16 protein-coding genes are annotated in these 17,958 nt (G+C 48.0%); 4 read left to right on the top strand and 12 right to left on the bottom strand.

Annotation, left to right across the window (positions count from 1 at the left end; genetic code table 11):
- Nucleotides 1–2 precede the first annotated feature (2 nt).
- From AC4G47_RS28340 to AC4G47_RS28380, 9 genes are all read right to left on the bottom strand, one after another.
- Complete coding sequence (locus AC4G47_RS28340) at nt 3–1,598, bottom strand: spore germination protein (RefSeq protein WP_491103840.1); 1,596 nt, start codon at nt 1,596–1,598, stop codon at nt 3–5.
- Between the two features lie 172 nt (nt 1,599–1,770).
- Nucleotides 1,771–2,106, bottom strand: coding sequence for a hypothetical protein (locus AC4G47_RS28345; RefSeq protein ID WP_491103841.1), 336 nt, complete (start codon nt 2,104–2,106; stop codon nt 1,771–1,773).
- Nucleotides 2,107–2,150: 44 nt separating this feature from the next.
- Nucleotides 2,151–2,852, bottom strand: coding sequence for a pirin family protein (locus AC4G47_RS28350; RefSeq protein ID WP_491103842.1), 702 nt, complete (start codon nt 2,850–2,852; stop codon nt 2,151–2,153).
- 223 nt (nt 2,853–3,075) lie between these two features.
- Nucleotides 3,076–3,489 carry a DoxX family protein gene (locus tag AC4G47_RS28355; RefSeq protein WP_458124422.1) on the bottom strand — a complete coding sequence of 138 codons (414 nt, stop codon included), beginning with the start codon at nt 3,487–3,489 and terminating at the stop codon, nt 3,076–3,078.
- 52 nt (nt 3,490–3,541) lie between these two features.
- Nucleotides 3,542–4,402, bottom strand: a complete 861-nt coding sequence (locus tag AC4G47_RS28360; RefSeq protein WP_491103843.1) for a M56 family metallopeptidase — start codon at nt 4,400–4,402, stop codon at nt 3,542–3,544.
- Between the two features lies 1 nt (nt 4,403).
- A complete protein-coding gene (locus tag AC4G47_RS28365) occupies nt 4,404–4,820 on the bottom strand; it encodes a BlaI/MecI/CopY family transcriptional regulator (RefSeq protein ID WP_017691824.1) in 417 nt (138 codons plus the stop codon).
- 211 nt (nt 4,821–5,031) lie between these two features.
- A complete protein-coding gene (locus AC4G47_RS28370) occupies nt 5,032–6,495 on the bottom strand; it encodes a catalase (protein WP_491106817.1) in 1,464 nt (487 codons plus the stop codon).
- A 226-nt stretch (nt 6,496–6,721) separates the two neighbouring features.
- Nucleotides 6,722–7,528 carry a winged helix-turn-helix domain-containing protein gene (locus AC4G47_RS28375; RefSeq protein ID WP_458124424.1) on the bottom strand — a complete coding sequence of 269 codons (807 nt, stop codon included), beginning with the start codon at nt 7,526–7,528 and terminating at the stop codon, nt 6,722–6,724.
- Nucleotides 7,504–7,899: a Fur family transcriptional regulator gene (locus tag AC4G47_RS28380; protein WP_145324627.1), complete on the bottom strand. Its 396-nt coding sequence runs from the start codon at nt 7,897–7,899 to the stop codon at nt 7,504–7,506. The genes AC4G47_RS28375 and AC4G47_RS28380 overlap by 25 nt, the downstream gene beginning before the upstream one ends.
- Nucleotides 7,900–8,175: 276 nt before the next feature.
- Here AC4G47_RS28380 and AC4G47_RS28385 point away from each other — a divergent pair, with 276 nt between their 5' ends.
- Complete coding sequence (locus AC4G47_RS28385) at nt 8,176–9,288, top strand: GGDEF domain-containing protein (RefSeq protein ID WP_491103846.1); 1,113 nt, start codon at nt 8,176–8,178, stop codon at nt 9,286–9,288.
- 126 nt (nt 9,289–9,414) lie between these two features.
- Here the strand turns inward: AC4G47_RS28385 and AC4G47_RS28390 are convergent, their stop codons facing one another.
- A complete protein-coding gene (locus AC4G47_RS28390; RefSeq protein WP_491103848.1) occupies nt 9,415–10,353 on the bottom strand; it encodes an aldo/keto reductase family protein in 939 nt (312 codons plus the stop codon).
- Nucleotides 10,354–10,483: 130 nt separating this feature from the next.
- A complete protein-coding gene (locus AC4G47_RS28395) occupies nt 10,484–10,801 on the bottom strand; it encodes a response regulator (protein ID WP_491106818.1) in 318 nt (105 codons plus the stop codon).
- A 406-nt stretch (nt 10,802–11,207) separates the two neighbouring features.
- Here AC4G47_RS28395 and AC4G47_RS28400 point away from each other — a divergent pair, with 406 nt between their 5' ends.
- From AC4G47_RS28400 to AC4G47_RS28410, 3 genes are all read left to right on the top strand, one after another.
- On the top strand, nt 11,208–13,169 hold the full coding sequence (locus tag AC4G47_RS28400; RefSeq protein ID WP_491103850.1) for an anaerobic ribonucleoside triphosphate reductase: 1,962 nt from the start codon (nt 11,208–11,210) through the stop codon (nt 13,167–13,169).
- A complete protein-coding gene (nrdG, locus tag AC4G47_RS28405) occupies nt 13,166–13,675 on the top strand; it encodes an anaerobic ribonucleoside-triphosphate reductase activating protein (RefSeq protein ID WP_491103851.1) in 510 nt (169 codons plus the stop codon). Before AC4G47_RS28400 ends, nrdG begins: the two co-directional genes overlap by 4 nt.
- A 185-nt stretch (nt 13,676–13,860) precedes the next feature.
- Complete coding sequence (locus AC4G47_RS28410) at nt 13,861–14,700, top strand: methyl-accepting chemotaxis protein (RefSeq protein WP_491103852.1); 840 nt, start codon at nt 13,861–13,863, stop codon at nt 14,698–14,700.
- Between the two features lie 97 nt (nt 14,701–14,797).
- On the opposite strand, the gene AC4G47_RS28415 is transcribed toward AC4G47_RS28410, so the two are convergent.
- Nucleotides 14,798–17,620, bottom strand: a complete 2,823-nt coding sequence (locus AC4G47_RS28415) for a glycoside hydrolase family 3 C-terminal domain-containing protein (RefSeq protein WP_491103853.1) — start codon at nt 17,618–17,620, stop codon at nt 14,798–14,800.
- Nucleotides 17,621–17,958: the final 338 nt, after the last annotated feature.

Below are 17,958 nucleotides of genomic sequence, written 5' to 3' on the forward strand. Positions count from 1 at the left end.
GTTTACCACCCTTCCTCTGCTTCGGGGGAACCATTAATCTTCTCATTCATCCGTTTCTGGTTATCATGGACGGTAGATGGACGATTGATCATTTTCCACCACGGCACACGAATGAGAATATCCTTGGTATCCGTTTTACTGTAAGGGCTAAGACCCGACAGATAAGGCACACCAAATGAAGTCATCTGGGTCAGATGCACCGAAATCAGGACCAGACCGATCACGATGCCATACAGTCCGAACATGCCAGCCAGTAACATGATCGGAAAACGTAATAGACGAACGGTAATCGCAAAGTTAAACCGCGGAATCGTAAAGGAAGCGATACCTGTCATGGATACGATAATAACCATCGGTGCAGATACAATCCCTGCCTGAACGGCTGCCTGCCCAATTACAAGTGCACCCAAGATACTGACGGCCTGTCCAACCGTTTTCGGCAACCTGACTCCTGCTTCACGAAGTGCCTCGAAGGATAGCTCCATGATGAGAGCTTCAACCAGTGCCGGAAAAGGAATGGCTTCCCGTGCTCCGGCGATACTCAGTATCAATGTGGTTGGCAGCATATCCTGATGAAATGTCGTAATAGCGATGTACAGTGCTGGCAGGAATAACGCAATGGCTACGAACAAAAAGCGAATCCAGCGCACAAGATTACTGATAAAGAATCGCTCATAATAATCCTCGCTGGCTTGAAGCATCTGCCACATCGTAACAGGGGCAATCAGCGCAAATGGCGTACCATCGACCATTATGGTAATTCGCCCTTCTAGTAGATTGCCTGCTACCGTATCCGGTCGCTCCGAATAGTGCATCTGGGGAAAGGGAGAATACGGATGGTCCTCAATTAACTCCTCGATATATCCTGTTTCCAGAATGCTGTCAATTTTGATCTTTTCCAGGCGTTCCTTAACGTCTTGGACCAGCTTTGGATCCGCGATCCCTTCCAAGTAAGTCAGAACGATATCCGTTTTGGTTTCGGTACCCAGCGTCATGCTCACCATCTTGAGGGCAGGTGTCTTCAATTTGAAGCGTAATAATGCTGTGTTCACTCGTAACGTTTCCGTAAATCCTTCCCGTGGCCCCCGAATGACAGATTCCGTCTGAGGTTCCTCCACACCGCGTCTTGCGCCACCTTTGACATTGAACATCCAGGCTTCGGCACTTCCATCGACCACCAGAAGTGCGGAGGATGCAAGGATACCTTCTGTCGCAGCAGCCCAAGTTTCAACTCGCTTCACCTGCGTCAGCTCTACGCGAGTATCATCCAGTGGAACATCAGGTTCATCTGTACGTTGCTGTATCAATCCACGAATGATCGGACGCAGCATGTGATCCTGAATATCAGCCGAATTAACAATGCCTTCGATGTATACCAGCAGCCCTTTCACTTCAGGCGTGATCATGACATTACGGAAAACCACATCCGAGCAATCGGAGAAGATCTCCTTTATCGCCTGAATCTGAGTTTCATGTACTGCGCTGATCGGCTGCCGCAGAAAAGGCGGGGACGGCAGTCCCAGAGGAACATGTTTTTTTTCTTCTGAAGCTGGTCCCGAAGTTCTGGACTTGTCTTTCCCTGATGTTTTGTCTGCCATATGCCGTCCCTCCGTTCTGTTTTTTATACAAGGTAGCTTGTGCCAGACAGCAGGGAATTATGTGGTCCTTTTTGCAAAATTAAGAATGCATTCTCCGAATCCAGACAGCAAAAAGGCCTCTGTATTCACAGAGACCTTCTGGGATGTTCCAAATTCTATAGTGACTTATAAGTTAATCGGCAAAATAATCATCAGGGACATAACGAATTTCCGACTTCGCATAGATACTTAGCGTGTGACTCTCCCCGTCATACGCTACCCGCTCACCCTCTACATAGTACCAATGCTTCAAAAGGGGCTGAGCCTTGCGTTGGACGAATCGAAATACGTTCAGTTCCTGTCTGAGCTCCAGGATCTGTTCCACGGTCTGCTCGTCCAGACCCGTCACGGTAAATACGAAACCTGTGCCCTCCTGTTGGAACCGATAGGACAGTGCATCTATTTTGCTATTAGCCAATCCTTGTCCAGTCACCGCATGCTTAACCATAAACCATTCCTGCTGCGCCATACGTATAATCCTCCTCTGTTCTTGGAGTTTATTCCAACACCCATCTACGGCAAATCAATGATCATATAGAACGTATCTTCGTTTGCTTGCAGCTCTATTGAACTGCATTGTTCCACACGAGCCGTGTCGCCTTCATTCAACAGGTACTCTCCATTCAATCCCAACGTTCCTTCGATGGAGAAAATGTACATGCGACGTCCCGTATCCTGATTAAAGGTTAACGTCTCGTCTTTGGCCAATCGGCTGAGGTAGATCGTCATATCTTGATGAATGGTTGCCATTCTTGGTCCCCCATCTGGCGATACAATAGGTACAAGCGCTCCTGCCAATGCCGCTGGATCAAATGATGTGGTCTCGTAGGAGGGCTGCAACCCTTTCGTCTGTGGCATGAACCAGAGCTGAAGCAAACGTACTTCTTCGGTATCGGATGCATTATGCTCGGTATGAATCATGCCACTGCCTGCTGACATCCGCTGAATACCACCAAAGCCTGTAACGGCTACATTACCCAGGTTATCTTCATGTCGCAGCTTGCCGTTCAGCACGATGGATACAATCTCCATGTCACTATGCGGGTGAGCCCCAAAACCGCGACCAGGCGCGATCACATCGTCGTTCGCGACCCGCATCGGTCCAAACGAGGTATTCTCCGGGTCTTGGTATTCTCCAAAGGAAAAGCTGTGACTGCCACGAAGCCAGCCTCGGTCAAAGCTGGAGCGGGCATCGGATGGAATGACGTTAATCATAAATTCATCCTCCTTATTTTTTCTTAGTAGCACACTTATTCTCATTGTATCAAACCATAGGCTTGTCGTCCAAATAAGGCAAAAAGGCTGTTGCGTTTGAAAAAAGCTCTCTACCGATCAGCCCGGTTCGCGAATACAGCTTCGAAACCAGGCTGGCCATAGAGAGCCTCATTGCAGGATTAATCCCGCACTTCAATATTTTTTTAATCAATGGTTATTGGATTCAAGCACTCACATTCTGACGAGCGTTCCCCTGTCTGGAGATAAGATAATCCACAGCCAGGAAGCGGCTTCCTGTGAAGAGCAGTGTCAGGGAACCAGCCAGCAGCAGGTAATCTAACTCGGTACCACTCAGGAACGGCTCACCCATTTTGGCTGTAAACAGAACTCCAACCATAACGATGACGAACAGGGCTGCAAACACCCGTGTTCCCAGGCCCAAAATCATCGCCGCACCACCCACCAACTCAATGATGGCTACAACGGATGCAAGAAATCCGGGAATACCGATACTTTCGAAGAAACCTACTGTACCACTGATTCCACCTTCGAATTTACTCCAGCCGTGCAATACAAAGATCAAACCGATCATAATCCTTGAGAAAAGTAATCCAATCTCTACACTTTTGCTATTCATGTTCATCTTCCTTCCTAGTGTTATACTCGACCTCACATTTAGCTAAGTTGATTCATCCAATGGACCAAACAAACAAGATAGACAGCAACAGGAAAACGGTAGCCGACATCAGAACGGCGTAGCGTGGCAATCTCAGCGTAACGTCCTGTTCCGGGTCCAGCAGACGTGAAATTCGGACATTTACCGACGTATCCGCAAATGACGATTGAACAGTTAGTTCTTTTGCTCCCCAAGGTTCAGGACAAGCACGGAGCAGCTTGAGCAAAGCACTGCCAATACCTGCCGCGTTTCCTGTACGCTCAATGGCCTCATTATCCGCCAGAATCTCTCTCACGATATTGTAATGTTTCGACGTATGCTTCAATACGGGAATATAAGGCATCATAATTGCAAATACCGACAGCAGCGTGGTTTTCAGTGGGTCACGGTGCCACAGATGGTGGACTTCATGATACACAACCGCAGTCTCCTCTTCTGCATCAAGCATCGTCAGAAGCCCTGTGGAGAGTACGATACAAGGTCTCCATAGACCAATTGTAAATGCAACTGGGGATGGCTTGTCCACGACAATGAATCCCGGCTGTCCGAGAGGGTGATATCTCGACTCCAGTTCACGGGACAGTGCCCGGATCTCCATGGAACGGAGTTTACGCACAGCTGCCCTGGTTTTCATCATGCGAACCGTAAGCAACCAGCCTGTTCCGGCGAATGTCAGCAAGACGAGTGCGAGCAGAAAATGCCCCACGGATAACCAGCCCAGTCGGCTCATCCAATGATTGCAGAGCCAGAGCAGATTAAACGGGATATCCCAGCCAAAAATCTTGTACATCGCGTACATGAACATCTGCATGAACACGAGTAACGGAATGCCAAACCCGACGGTAAACAACAGCTTCGAGCGGGCCTTCCACATCTTAATCGCTATCCTTTTTCCACTGCTTGATCTTCTGTTCCAGGCGTTCAATCAGACCCGCATCTGCTTCATCCAGGGCATCCAGCATATGATTTAATGCCAGCGCTCCGAATTCATCCACCAACTCATGTGACAGTTCCTTGGATTGGTCGTTCATAAACTCCTCCTTGCTCTGTACCGGTTGGTACAAAGATGTTCTGCCCTTTTGAGACTTGCCAAGCAGTCCTTTGTCTACGAGCCGATTCATGACGGTCATGACTGTATTAAAATTGACGTCTTTGTCTTGTTCAAGTGCGGTCTGCACTTCACGGATGCTACTGCCAGGACGAGCCCATAAAATGTCCATGATCTTGGCCTCCAGCGGACCGAAAAATCGGTTGAGCCCACGCTCACCCACTTTGAAATTGTGTATTCTCATATTCTGACACCCCTCACACTACCCATTGTAGTGCCATCAAGTGAGAAGTCAACCTCTATGTCAGCTATTTTATGTAAATGATTTGTAAATTTGTTTTCCATTTCACCAAAAAAAGCATAAAGACCGGGAGTTCCGCAATTTCACGGTTCTGCCCGGCCTTCACCTTAATATCAGCCTATATTATGTTATGCGTACATGGTCAGACTGCGTTTTATTTTCTATCCTGTGACGGCATATGTGCAGAAATATCCACGCCAAGTCCATGAGCCAAACGTCCGCCAAGCTGTCCATCGGCCCGGAAGAAGTGGCAGAGGGCACGCATTTGAATATCAACAGATACACCCTTGAGATCATTGATCAGATTATCCAGCAAATGCTGCTGCTCTACAGGGGTAAATGAACGGAAAAGCTCCCCTGCCTGCGTATAATCATCCGTTTTCTCGATTTTCTCACGTGTAACATACCCTTGCAACGGAACCTGACTGTCCCGGTATGCCGGATCTTCCTGCGGGCTGTTCCCGGAACTGTTAGGTTCATAGTTCACCGGAGATGGGTCCTGATTCACATTCATGAGTCCATCACGCTGATGGTTACGAACGGGTGCGTAAGGGCAATTCACCGGAATTTGCAAATAGTTCGTTCCAAGCCGGTGACGTTGTGTATCCGGATAAGAGAATAATCGCCCTTGCAGCAATTTGTCCTCAGAAGGCTCAATTCCAGGTACAACCGCACTTGGAGAAAAGGCAGCCTGCTCCACTTCCGCAAAGAAGTTTTGCGGATTTCGATTCAGGGTCATAGTTCCTACCGTATGGAACGGGAGTACATCCTCAGGCCAGGTCTTCGTAGGGTCGAGTGGATCAAAAGCAAAATCATCCATATGTTCAGGCTTCAATAGTTGTACCTGAAGCTTCCACTGCGGGTATTGCCCGTTCTTGATATGTTCACGAAGATCACGGGTAGCATGGTTAAAGTCCTGGCCCTGTACCTCGGCAGCTTCCTGACGAGAGAAGCCTCGAACCCCTTGTGCAGACTCCCACTTATACTTCACATAGTGGACCTGTCCCTGTGCATTGATCCATTTGAAAGCATGTACGCCGAATCCATCCATCTCCCGATAATTCGCCGGTATACCCAGGTCAGAGAACAACCAGGTCATCATGTGGGTTGATTCCGGTGAAAGGGTCATAAAGTCCCAATAGCGAGCTGGGTCCTGAATGTTGGTATCTGGAGCTGGCTTCAGGGAGTGAACCATGTCAGGGAACTTCATGGCATCACGAATGAAGAAGACAGGCAGATGGTTGCCCACGATATCATAGTTGCCTTCGCGTGTGTAGAATTTGACGGCAAATCCACGTGGATCTCGTGCAGTCTCTGGTGATCCCGTACCGTGAATAACAGTCGAAAAACGAACCAGCACATCGGTCTCCGTACCTGGATCTTGCAGGAAGTCCGCTGTTGTATAAGCCTTCATACTCTGCTCTAGCGTGAATACGCCGTGGGCTCCGGCACCTCTCGCATGTACGACTCTCTCGGGAATGCGTTCACGGTCAAAGTGGGCAATTTTCTCAATAAGATGGTAGTCTTCAAGCAGTGTCGGTCCTCTTCTGCCTGCTGTGCGGGAATTCTGATTATCACCTACAGGTGCACCTTGATTGGTTGTCATACGTTCTGTCATCATGTCGTCCTCCTCTAATGGGTCTCACGGCTGCTATATATCGACTATTAAAATCATATTCGGCTTCGGTTTAAATATACATTTAGACTTGATCTAACTGTTAAATTGATTCTAACATGTCCCATTCATCTGTTGCATGAGGTTCACATGAGATTACGATGAGGTTCTTGATCCAATCATGAATGATGCATGAACATACGTGAGCGATAGATATAAAAAAAGCGGACTAATCCGCCAGGCGGTAGCCCACTCCTCTTACTGTTACGATATATTGCGGCGAAGACGCGTTATCGCCCAATTTTTTGCGCAAACTTTTGATATGAACATCAACCACATTACTTCCACCCGTAAAATCTGTCTCCCAGATATCGCTGAGCATCTCCTCACGGGAAATGACTGCACCTTTGGCATCGATCAGCTTGAGCAACAGATCATACTCGGTCTTGGTCAGATGAATCCGGTTATTATCGCGCTGCACACTCATCCGTTCACGATCCAGCCATAGATCCTTGAATCCGACACGCTGCCCTTCCTCAGGCAAAAATCCACGTTTCGGCATAGCAGGACTGTTGCCAATCATACGTTGCACCCGGTAAAGAGCTTCCTGCGGACGTGCAGGCCACACCAACAACTCTTCCTGAAGCATCGGTCCACTCGCGCTGCCGATCATCTTCTCACCGACCAGATACAGACATGGCGTTGTGTGTTCTGCCTCCCGGTTCAATCGGCTGCTGATCCCAGCAAATGCATCGATGGTTCCGGCAACCGACAGATCATAGATCAACAGATCGAAGACAAGGCGTTCATGCAGATCCGGTTCCCAGCGGTGAAAGACCAGCACATCGAAGCAGCTATCCGTCAAGGCCTTAACCAGTTCGTGCACCTGCCCCGGCATCGGGCTGATCAGAATAACACGCCGTGTAACAGGACAATTGTCCACAAGAGGTGTTGAATCGGACAGGGCGGGTTTAACCCGAATGGGTAAACGGCGGCCAGGCAGCTTTATTTTTACTTGATCCGTTTGTTTCTGCATTCCCCGCAGACACCTCCAAAGACCACATGAGCATGGTCGATTGCATATCCGGTTTCCTCAGCTACCTGTTTCATCCATTGTGGAGGAACCTCCGTCATCACCTCGTCCACTTTGCCGCACACTTCACACATAATGTGCTGGTGATCATCCATGCGGGCATCATATCGGCTTGCTGTCTCTCCGAGTTTAAGCTCCCGTATCAATTCTTTGTCCGTCAGATAACGAAGGGAATTATATACCGTACCATAGGCCAGGTTATATCCTTGTTCCACGAGTCGATTCATTACCTCAGCAGCTGTCGGGTGATCTTCCGAATGGCGCACCACATCATATACTGCTTGCCGTTGTATCGTCAGATTTAAAGTTCTCACAATCATTTCTCCTTTATCATTAATGCATTTTATATGTTATCAGACACGCTGATATTCTACTTACAATAGTCTTCCCAGTTAAAGGGGATGAATTTTGATTTAGATTAAGTATAAATCTCATTGTATAATGAAGTCAATATCCACGCCAACAACCCGGATATGGAATTAAAAACAACTTTCCCAGCAATCCCCTCAATGATTTGGGATAATATGGTTCGCTACAGCACCATTTTTCAGATAAAATGTAGAGATGTGCGTAAAAAGGGGGAATGTCGGTTGTTAAGCACTTTTTTCATCAATATCTGTGTCATGATTACGTTTATGTATGTGTCCGGAATCATCGCCAAGTTCTATAGTATCCGATTGCCTTTTCCCTCCTTACGTGTTCAGTTGATCGGCGGCTTATTATTCGGCATATATGGCACAGTACTCATGAACTATTCCTTCCCTCTGAACGAAAGTACGATTGTAGATCTACGGCATCTGCCCATCGTTACCGCAGCGGTATATCTGGGAGGACTGGCTTCGGTCGTTACAGGACTTGTTATCTCAATTCTTCGTATTCTGATGTTCGGCATATCATCTTCTGCTATTGATGCCGGATTTATCATGACTCTGATCGGATTGTCCGGTGTATATTTCGCCTATGCTTCCTGGTCCAGACTGACCAAAATTATTACGATGAACCTGCTGGGCATCACGTTGATCTTTATTATTCTTATGTTGAACACGGACAGCATGAATTCATTAATGAAGGTATATCCGTTACAGATGACGATTTCGTTTGTCGGTGGGATTTTTATCTATTTCATCGCAGAATTTATTAATAAATCGAATGAAATGTTATTCCTTTTGGAGAGAAGAGCATCTACCGACCATCTTACCAACCTGAGCAATCGAAGACAGTTCGAAAAGTCACTCCAATCGGAGCTTCAGCATGCGCGGGAATACCAACAAAAGCTGTCCTTGCTTGCCATCGATATAGACCGATTCAAAAAGGTAAATGACACCTTCGGTCATTCCGCGGGAGATGCGGTTCTGAAGCAACTCGGACAACTGCTCGTTGAGCATGCGCGTTCCACTGATATCGTGTCACGAAACGGTGGTGAAGAATTCGCCATTCTCTTGCTCGATTGTGGACACCGACAGGCCATGGCTATCGCTGAATCGACCCGGCAAGGGGTAGAGAAATATCAATTTGCCCTGCCTGACGGGCACACGATACGAATAACGATTTCCATCGGTGTAGCCGTATATCCAGATCATTGTGATGATCATGATGATAACGACTTCTTCGAACAGGCTGACCGTGCACTATATGAAGCCAAGAATACAGGGCGTAATCGCGTCTGTGACTTACCACTTCGCTCTCTGCCTCTTACGCTTTAAAGCCTGTTATCACCTGTCATGTTCCACTTAACAAAAAGGGATGTCACGTTCGCCATTCAGGCGTACAGGACATCCCTTTGCTTATGGATGATTATATATCATCCGATCTTGTGTGCTGACAGGAGATTAAGCAAGAATACGCTCAATCTCCTCGACAATGGCAGCATCCAGCTTCACGCCAGATGCAGCTGCGTTCTCTTTCACCTGCTCGGGACGACTCGCCCCTACAAGTGCACTGGATACGTTGCTCTGGCGCAGAATCCATGCCAGGGCCAGTTGGCCAACCTTCAGATCCAGCTTGTCCGCCACCTCAATCAGTTGACGAACTTTTCCGATGCGATCTGCATTGATCTTTCCTTCGTCCCAGCCCAGCTTGGCAGCACGGCTGTTCTCCGGAATATCGGAAACGGACGTATATTTTCCGGTCAATAGACCTTGAGCAAGCGGGGAGTATACGACTTGTCCGATGCCTTTGCGCTCACCCAGCGGAATAATCTCATTTTCGATATATCGGTCAAACATGTTGTACACCGGCTGATTGACCACGATATGATCCAAAAGCAGGCGGTCTGCTGTACCCAAAGCAGCTTCCATCTGAGCCGCAGTCCACTGGCTGACGCCAACATACAATACTTTGCCCTGACGTACCAGGTCATCAAGCGCACGCAGTGTTTCTTCGATCGGTGTTTCTGTATGATAACGATGGCAATAATAGATATCCACATATTCAGCGCCTAAGCGCTTCAAGCTGGCTTCACATTGCTCCATGATATGTTTACGAGACAGACCCTGGTCATTCGGACCATCCCCCATTTTTCCAAATACTTTGGTTGCAAGTACATAGGAGTCACGGGAGTAGGCTTTGAGCGTCTGCCCAAGCAGTTCTTCTGCTGCACCCCGTTCGTATACATTGGCTGTGTCAAAAAAGTTAATGCCTTCATCGAATGCAGTTTCAATTGATTTCACCGCATTTTCACGTTCCACATACCCTCCGTACGTCAGCCAGCTTCCCAAGCTGATCTCGCTTACTTTCAGTCCGCTTCCACCCAATCTGCGATAATCCAATGTACATCCTCCTCTGTTGGTTATAAAGATGAAGTTCACATTCTATTGTAACGTAACCAGCTCGGATGAAAAGAGTTTTGGTTCAGAAAATGGAAAATTAAAAAGAGAATACCTTAATTTGTCTACTCGATTAAGGCAGCGTAATACTCAATGCATTCAACAGATCAGCTTGTCTGACCGGCTTCGTCAGAACAGCATCAAAGGCTTCCGCTTCATGCAGGTCAATGTGCATGCCATAGGGAACCAGAACAATGACGGGCAGATTTTCCACGCGCTGCTTCAGCTCATGTACAAAATCAACTACTCCGCCTTCCAGAAGTCCCATATCTACAACGGCCACATCCGGCTTGAAGCCTTCCTTGATCCACTCATGCGCTACACTCGAACCTGAAGTCATACGCACATCCATCTCCCATCTGCGCATCAGAGAAGAGACACCTTGCAGAATGTCAAATCCGAATAGCTGTCACAATCTATACTTATATGATTAACACCGTAGAAATATATGAGAATCATACTCCTGCTTATTGCCCATTTGCGGTCAAAAACAGGTCTTAACGGATGGTTTAACAAACGAAAAGTTATGGGAAAACGCCTTTTCAGACTGATCAGAGTCCATCTTGGCCGACTTCGGATATTATGCTTGCAGGATAACTAGAAATTATACGCTTCCGCTCAGACTTTAGGAACCTTTATCCACAGCAATTAAAGGAAAGTCCACTTTGTCCTGTAAGGTATGTGATCATTATCACACCAAAAAAACCACATATAGTTTATAAATGGATGAGAAGAATCTACATATAGTGTTATACGGAAATTGAATGATATCCAAATCATTTTAGGAGGAACCTTACATGAACATGCTTGAGTATGCCACTCCACCGGCATCCGATCTATTATCCGACCTGGGAAGACGAATTATTGGCGCAGAAGATGCCGATACGCTGAGGGAAAATGCCAATCTGAACGGAGACTCCTTCAGCGGCAAGATGAGCAGGCTCGGTTCGGAGACCGCCAAGTGGCATGCTCTGCGTCATGTGTTGCCGGAAGAGCTTGCTCAAGCTGTGGAGAACGGGGATCTGTACGTGCACGATCTGGATCAGTATGCACTCGGAACGACCAACTGCATCTTTATCCCGTTTGACCGTCTTCTGGCTGCAGGTTTCAATACAGGTAACGGATCGGTTCGCACACCTCAGACGATCATGTCTGCCATGGCCCTGGTTGCGATCATCTTCCAGTCCCAACAGAACAGTCAATATGGCGGTGTGTCAGCCAACAAGATTGACTGGGATCTGGCTCCCTATGTACAGCGATCGTTCCGCAAACATTACCGCAAAGGACAACGTCTCTTCGGTGAAAATGTCCTGATCGGGGATGAACAGCTTCATCTGGATAGTATCGAAGCGAAGAATCAGTGCCCGCAGGCGTATGCCTTCGCCTATGAAGAGACTGAACTGGAGACAGGACAAGCTGCTGAATCGCTGATTCATAACCTGAATACGATGAGCAGTCGTGCAGGTGGTCAGATTCCGTTCACTTCACTGAACTATGGATTATGTACATCAGCGGAAGGTCGGTTGGTTTCACGCTCGTTGCTGGAAGCAACCATCCGCGGTCTGGGTAACGGGGAGACACCCGTGTTCCCTCAACATATTTTCCAGTGCAAACAGGGCATCAATCAGGCTCAAGGCGAGCCGAACTATGACTTGTTCCGTCTCGCAGTCACCTGTTCATCCCGGCGGATGTATCCCAACTTTGTCAATGTGGATGCCTCCTTCAATCTCCCCTTCTATCATCCGGAAGATCCGGATACGATCATCGCCACCATGGGATGCCGTACACGTACACTGGCTGATCGATTTGGACGTAATCGCCAGAGTGGTAAGGGTAACCTGTCCTTCAACACTATTAATCTGGTTAAGCTCGGCATCCGGTTTGGTATCTGCCAAGGCAGCAGAGCCGTTGCGGATCGGGCAGGATTCTACACCGCACTGGAATCCGTAATGTATAATGCTGCTAACGGTCTGTTACATCGCTACCGAATCCAGACCGCGCAACCTGCCAAGGCATCCGATTTCATGATGCGGGAGGGTGTATGGGAAGGTGGAGAGCAACTCGCTTCCAATGAACCTGTTGCGGATCTGCTGAAACACGGTACGTTATCCCTTGGTTTTATCGGTCTCGCTGAATGTATGACAGCTCTCTACGGGCGTCATCATGGGCAGGACACGCATGTACATCGTGAAGCGCTGAACATTATTCGGACCATGCGAGAGTTCTGTGATCGGATGAGCGAGCAGCATAACCTGAACATCACCCTGTTTGCCACGCCTGCTGAAGGTTTGTCCGGCAAGTTCACAAAGATCGACAGAGAGCGTTATGGCCTCATTCCTGGAGTTAATGATCGGGAGTATTATACGAATTCATTCCATATCCCGGTCTATCACACTCTTCCAGCTTATCGGAAGATTGAACTGGAGGCCCCGTTCCATACGTTATGCAATGCGGGTGCAATCTCCTATGTGGAGCTTGACGGGAACGTTCGAGCCAACACCGCCGCTTTCCTGCGGATCGTGCAATATGCACTGGCACAGGATATCGGATATTTTTCCATTAATCACCCCATTGATCGCTGCCCTGCATGTGGTTATGAAGGGGTCATCGGGGATGTATGTCCAGGCTGCGAAGCCCACGAGAACCATGTCCACTTCCAGCGATTACGCCGCGTAACGGGTTATCTGACTGGAGATTACAAAGTACGCTTCAATGCTGCGAAGCAGGCCGAAGTGCGGGATCGGGTGAAGCACCGGTGAATCTGTATGGTTACATCCCGGAATCGGTGAATGAAGGGACAGGCCTGCGCGCCGTGTTATTCATCAGCGGATGTCGTCACGCCTGTCCGGGCTGCTTCAGTCCGGATTCGTGGAGCTTTCGAGCAGGTGAGCCTTTTACAGAGGAGCGGCAGCAGCAGATTCTGCATGAAGTGACGAACCATCCCTTGCTGGATGGCGTTACGTTGTGTGGTGGTGATCCCTTTTTCTCGGCAGCAGAATGTACGTCCTGGGTTCAGCAGCTTCGCGCTTCACGTCCTGATCTGACGGTGTGGGCTTACACGGGATTCGAATATGAAGAGCTGGTCACTGACCCTGTGAGAGCGGAGCTTGCCCGATTATGCGATGTCATTATCGACGGGCGATATGTTGAAGCCGAGCGTGATGTCTCCCTGCCCTTCCGCGGCAGCCGGAATCAGCGTTTGATTGATGTCAGTGCAACACTAGCCACTCAAAAGGTCGTTACCATACAGCTCAGTATGTTGTAAGGCACGAGTCCTCAAGGACTCGTGTCTTTTTGACGTAGCGTCGCCTATTTGAAAGAGAAATGTTGTATCCTTTCTCTCTACTTTCTTCTCTATTGCATGATGATATATTATATAGGTAGTTATCAATTTAGCTTTTTAAAATTTAACCGTTTACATAAGGTAGCCAGGGAGGATTAACCTTTTATATGGATATTGTTCAAGCATTAATTACATGTATGCCTTTCTTTCGAGACACTATCCGTCAGGATGTAACCCTGTCCATTATTGATCATGAGAAATTCCTATATTTCTCAGCAGGGGAATCGTTAAAGCAACTGAATTATCAACCCGGAGACCCTCTGTTGGATGGAAATCGAAATTTTGCAGATCTGAACGGGGGTACAGTAAAAAGATTCGATCACTACCCTAAAGATTTATTCGGCATTCCTTTTGACGTGGCTTTTATTCCCATCAAAAATGAACACGGTGAAGTCATCGCCCTGTTTAACCTGCTCTACAGTATGGATGATCAGGATCAGCTGCAACAACTCATGGATGCTACCGAAAATCTGACTAACCAGTTAATTGACAGTGTACAGCACGTAGCCGCGCACTCCGAAGAACTCAGTGCCACAACCGAAGAGATCCGGAACAACTCCAAACAAGCCGTACAGAAATCAGGAAATGTAACTCAAGTTGCCAGCTTCATTCGTGAAATCTCTGAACAAACCAATCTGCTCGGCTTGAATGCAGCTATAGAAGCTGCTCATGTAGGGGAAGCAGGTGCTGGTTTCGGCGTGGTTGCCAAAGAAATTCGCAAACTGTCTGTCGATACCAAGGAAGCGACGGCCCGTATTGAAGATTCTCTTCTCTCGGTTCGGCAATCCATTCAAGGCATGGAGAATGAACTTGGTGAGATCACTGCGAGCTCCCAAGAGCAAGCTGAACTCGTAAACAATTTCATGAGCACGATCGAGCAATTGAACGAAACCAACAAGCAATTGAAGCAATTTGTGCAAAAAATGATTTCGTTTGACGGAAAATAAAGATACATTTGATGGAACGTAAAAAAATGCATTTGATAGCGAACAACGAACTAAAGCCTCCGAATGTATTCGGAGGCTTCTTCATTAGCTATATGACTTAACGAATCTCGAAGTGACTGATGCGTACGCCTGCGGACAGCAGAATGTATACATTCTGCGTACCTGCTACACCCGTAAGTCCCGCCTTCACGGTAGACCACTGTTGGGCTTCTCCCTGTGTCAGTTCCACACGTCCTGCGAGCGTACCTTCCGGAGAGCCGAGTCGCACTTCCAACATAGCGCCTGCCTGTTCCGCGGATACACGAGCTTCCAGTGCGGTTGCACCAACACCCAGATCTGCGTCGTTGAATGCAATCCATCCTTGCTCTCCAACTACACGGACAGCACTTCCGCCCTCTTTGCTCTCATCCAGGTCAACACCCAGATAAGCGTCATAATTCTCAGCACGAGTTGCAACACTCAGATTACGAGCAGGGATTGTCTCTCCTTCTACTGTCAGGTCTGCAACCAGCTGAACATCAGAGGATGACTTGGCAACCATGATGGAATATATTCCACTTTCCACGACATACCGATCACGAGTCACATCCCAGATGGCCAGTTCCTGCACAGGTAAGGTGAAGCTGACTTTCGCTGTAGCTCCGGATTCGATATGAAGACGACGGAATCCTTTTAACGTTTTGAGTGGACGTTTCACCCGGGATTTGCCTGCACGAACGTACAATTGTACAACTTCGTCACTGGCAATTGAACCGGTATTGGTTACATCTACAGTTACCGTAACGTTGCCCTCTGTGCCCACTTGAGTTGGGCTAAGTTCCAAATTGCTGTATTTAAACGTCGCATACGTCAGACCATGTCCAAACGGATACAATACATTGCCTTCAAAATATTGATACGTCCGACCGGATTGAATGATATCGTAATCCTTGATGTCCGTCAGTTGATCTGCCGATTGGACCCACGTCATGTTCAGACGGCCTGCTGGAGCATAGTCGCCATAGAGTACGTCAGCCACTGCGTTACCCAGTTCCTGTCCTGCGTGCGAAGTATACAGTACAGCCGGGATGTTCTCCTGAACCCAATTGGATGTGAACGGATAACTCCCCACAATGACCACAACCGTATTCGGGTTCGCGGCATAGACCGCCTCAACCAGACGTTGCTGGGATTCGGCCAGATCCAGACTTGGACGGTCAATCTCTTCTTTACCATTTACAAGCGGATTGTTACCCACAAAGACAATCGCCGTTTCTGCAGCCTTGGCAGCTGCTACCGCTTCCTCAAGTCCATTCACAATGATATCCTGCTTGAATGTCTCTGTGGCACCGAAGGTTTTCAGATCTTCAGACACTGCGAATGCATCGTTTCCACCATTAGGTGCAGTCACCGTTTTGCCATTCCATGTGGTCAGACCCACACTGCCATCCTCTTGTGGCAACAGGTGGAATACTTCCTTCACGAACCAACCATACACTTCATCTGCGGATGCTGTAACGATCTCTTCATCTGTCGTCAGATATTTGCCGTTGCTTTCGGCCTGCAAGGTATAACTTCCGAAGCCCCAATCGGACACCATAAACGTCTCCGCTTCTCCCGAAGCAATAACAGGTGATTTCTCACCTTCCGCCAGTCCAATCTTCTTCCCATTGGCTATGGAAGTTAACGTAATGCGATCATTTCCATCCTTGAACGCAACCTTGTCGCTGCCTACTTTGCCACGGATCGCTTCAAGCGGGGATACGTTATACGGCATGGTACCTGCATACCAGTCACGATAGACCGTTCCACCCAGTTGACCAATCACAGCCACTTTACCTGCTTTTGTTTTGTCCAGCGGGAGTGTGCCTTTGTCGTTCTTGAGCAGCACTACTTGTTCTCTCGCTGCTCTGAGGGACAATCCTTTCGCTTTCTCCGTCATCATGGACTCTTCACCAATAGCAGCGTAAGGATTGCCCTCTTCCGGATCAAACTCGCCCAGACGGAAACGCACACGGAACGTATTGAACAACGCCTTGTCGATGTCATCCATCGTGAGTGTGCCTTGTTCCAATCCTTCACGCAGCGCCTGCTTGGACAGTTCAGCATCATCGGTGATGCTATCAATTCCAGCCTTCACAGATTCTACGGTACCCGGTGTGTGGGAATCATAGTATTTATGATCGTTCTTAATGCCCATCACATCGCCTGCGTCACTGACAACGAAGCCATCCATGCCCCATTCGCCTTTGACAATCTCGTTCACAAATGGATGCAACAATGCTGGCGTACCGTTAATGGAGTTGTACGCAGTCATCATGGATTGTGCGCCGCCTTCCTTAAACGGCTTCTCGAATGCTTTCAGATAATATTCACGCATATTGCGCGGGTCGATGCTGGACGAACCGCTTCCGCGGTCCACTTCGTTATTGTTGGCGAGGAAATGCTTCAAGGTAGCGACCGCTTTGTAATACTTCGGATGGTCGCCCTGAATTCCTTTGACCAATGCTGTCGTCAGCTCGGCTGTCAGTTCCGGATCTTCGCCATAAGCCTCTTCATTCCGTCCCCAACGCGGGTCACGTTCCATATCCACTGTAGGTGCCCACAGCGTAAGACCGTTCACTGCCGGATTGCGTTTGTAAAATACACGTGCCTCGTCTCCGAGCACGGAACCAATCTCCTTCATCAGGTCCGCATCCCATGTGCATGCCAGCCCCACCGGTTGCGGGAAAGATGTTGCTTCACCAAGCCAGGCCAGACCGTGTGCTGCTTCTGTACCATGTTTGTATGCAGGTACACCCAAGCGGTCTACTGCCGGCTGATATTGCAGCATGGATTCAATTTTTTCATCTTCAGTCAAGCGGGATACAAGGTCCTTCACCCGGGTGTCTAACTCTAGTGCTGTATCTTGAAACGGATATTTCGTTTGGTTGGTCGTCATATGGAATCTCCTTTGGTGATCGGTAGTTGGTTGGAATGATAGCGAATACATATCTTAGCAAAAAACGCGTATAATTTCGGCTGTATTCGTTCTTCCAATGTGGAAATTAATCCTTTTATAATAAGCATTTATAGCTGTGTAACCTCTTTTTTTTCATATACCTAAAACGGTTTCGGTAATCTTATCATATAGCATGTTTAACAAAAAAAACAGAGGTGCATCACAGGAAATTGTGAACATCCCCCTGCAAAATCTGAAGAGTATCGTTTTTTTCTGGAATAGTCTGGCAATCATGAATAAGAGTATGACGACTTTCGCTGAACAACATCCCATTTCGA

The sequence above is a fragment of the Paenibacillus sp. Negev47 genome (assembly GCF_058313655.1).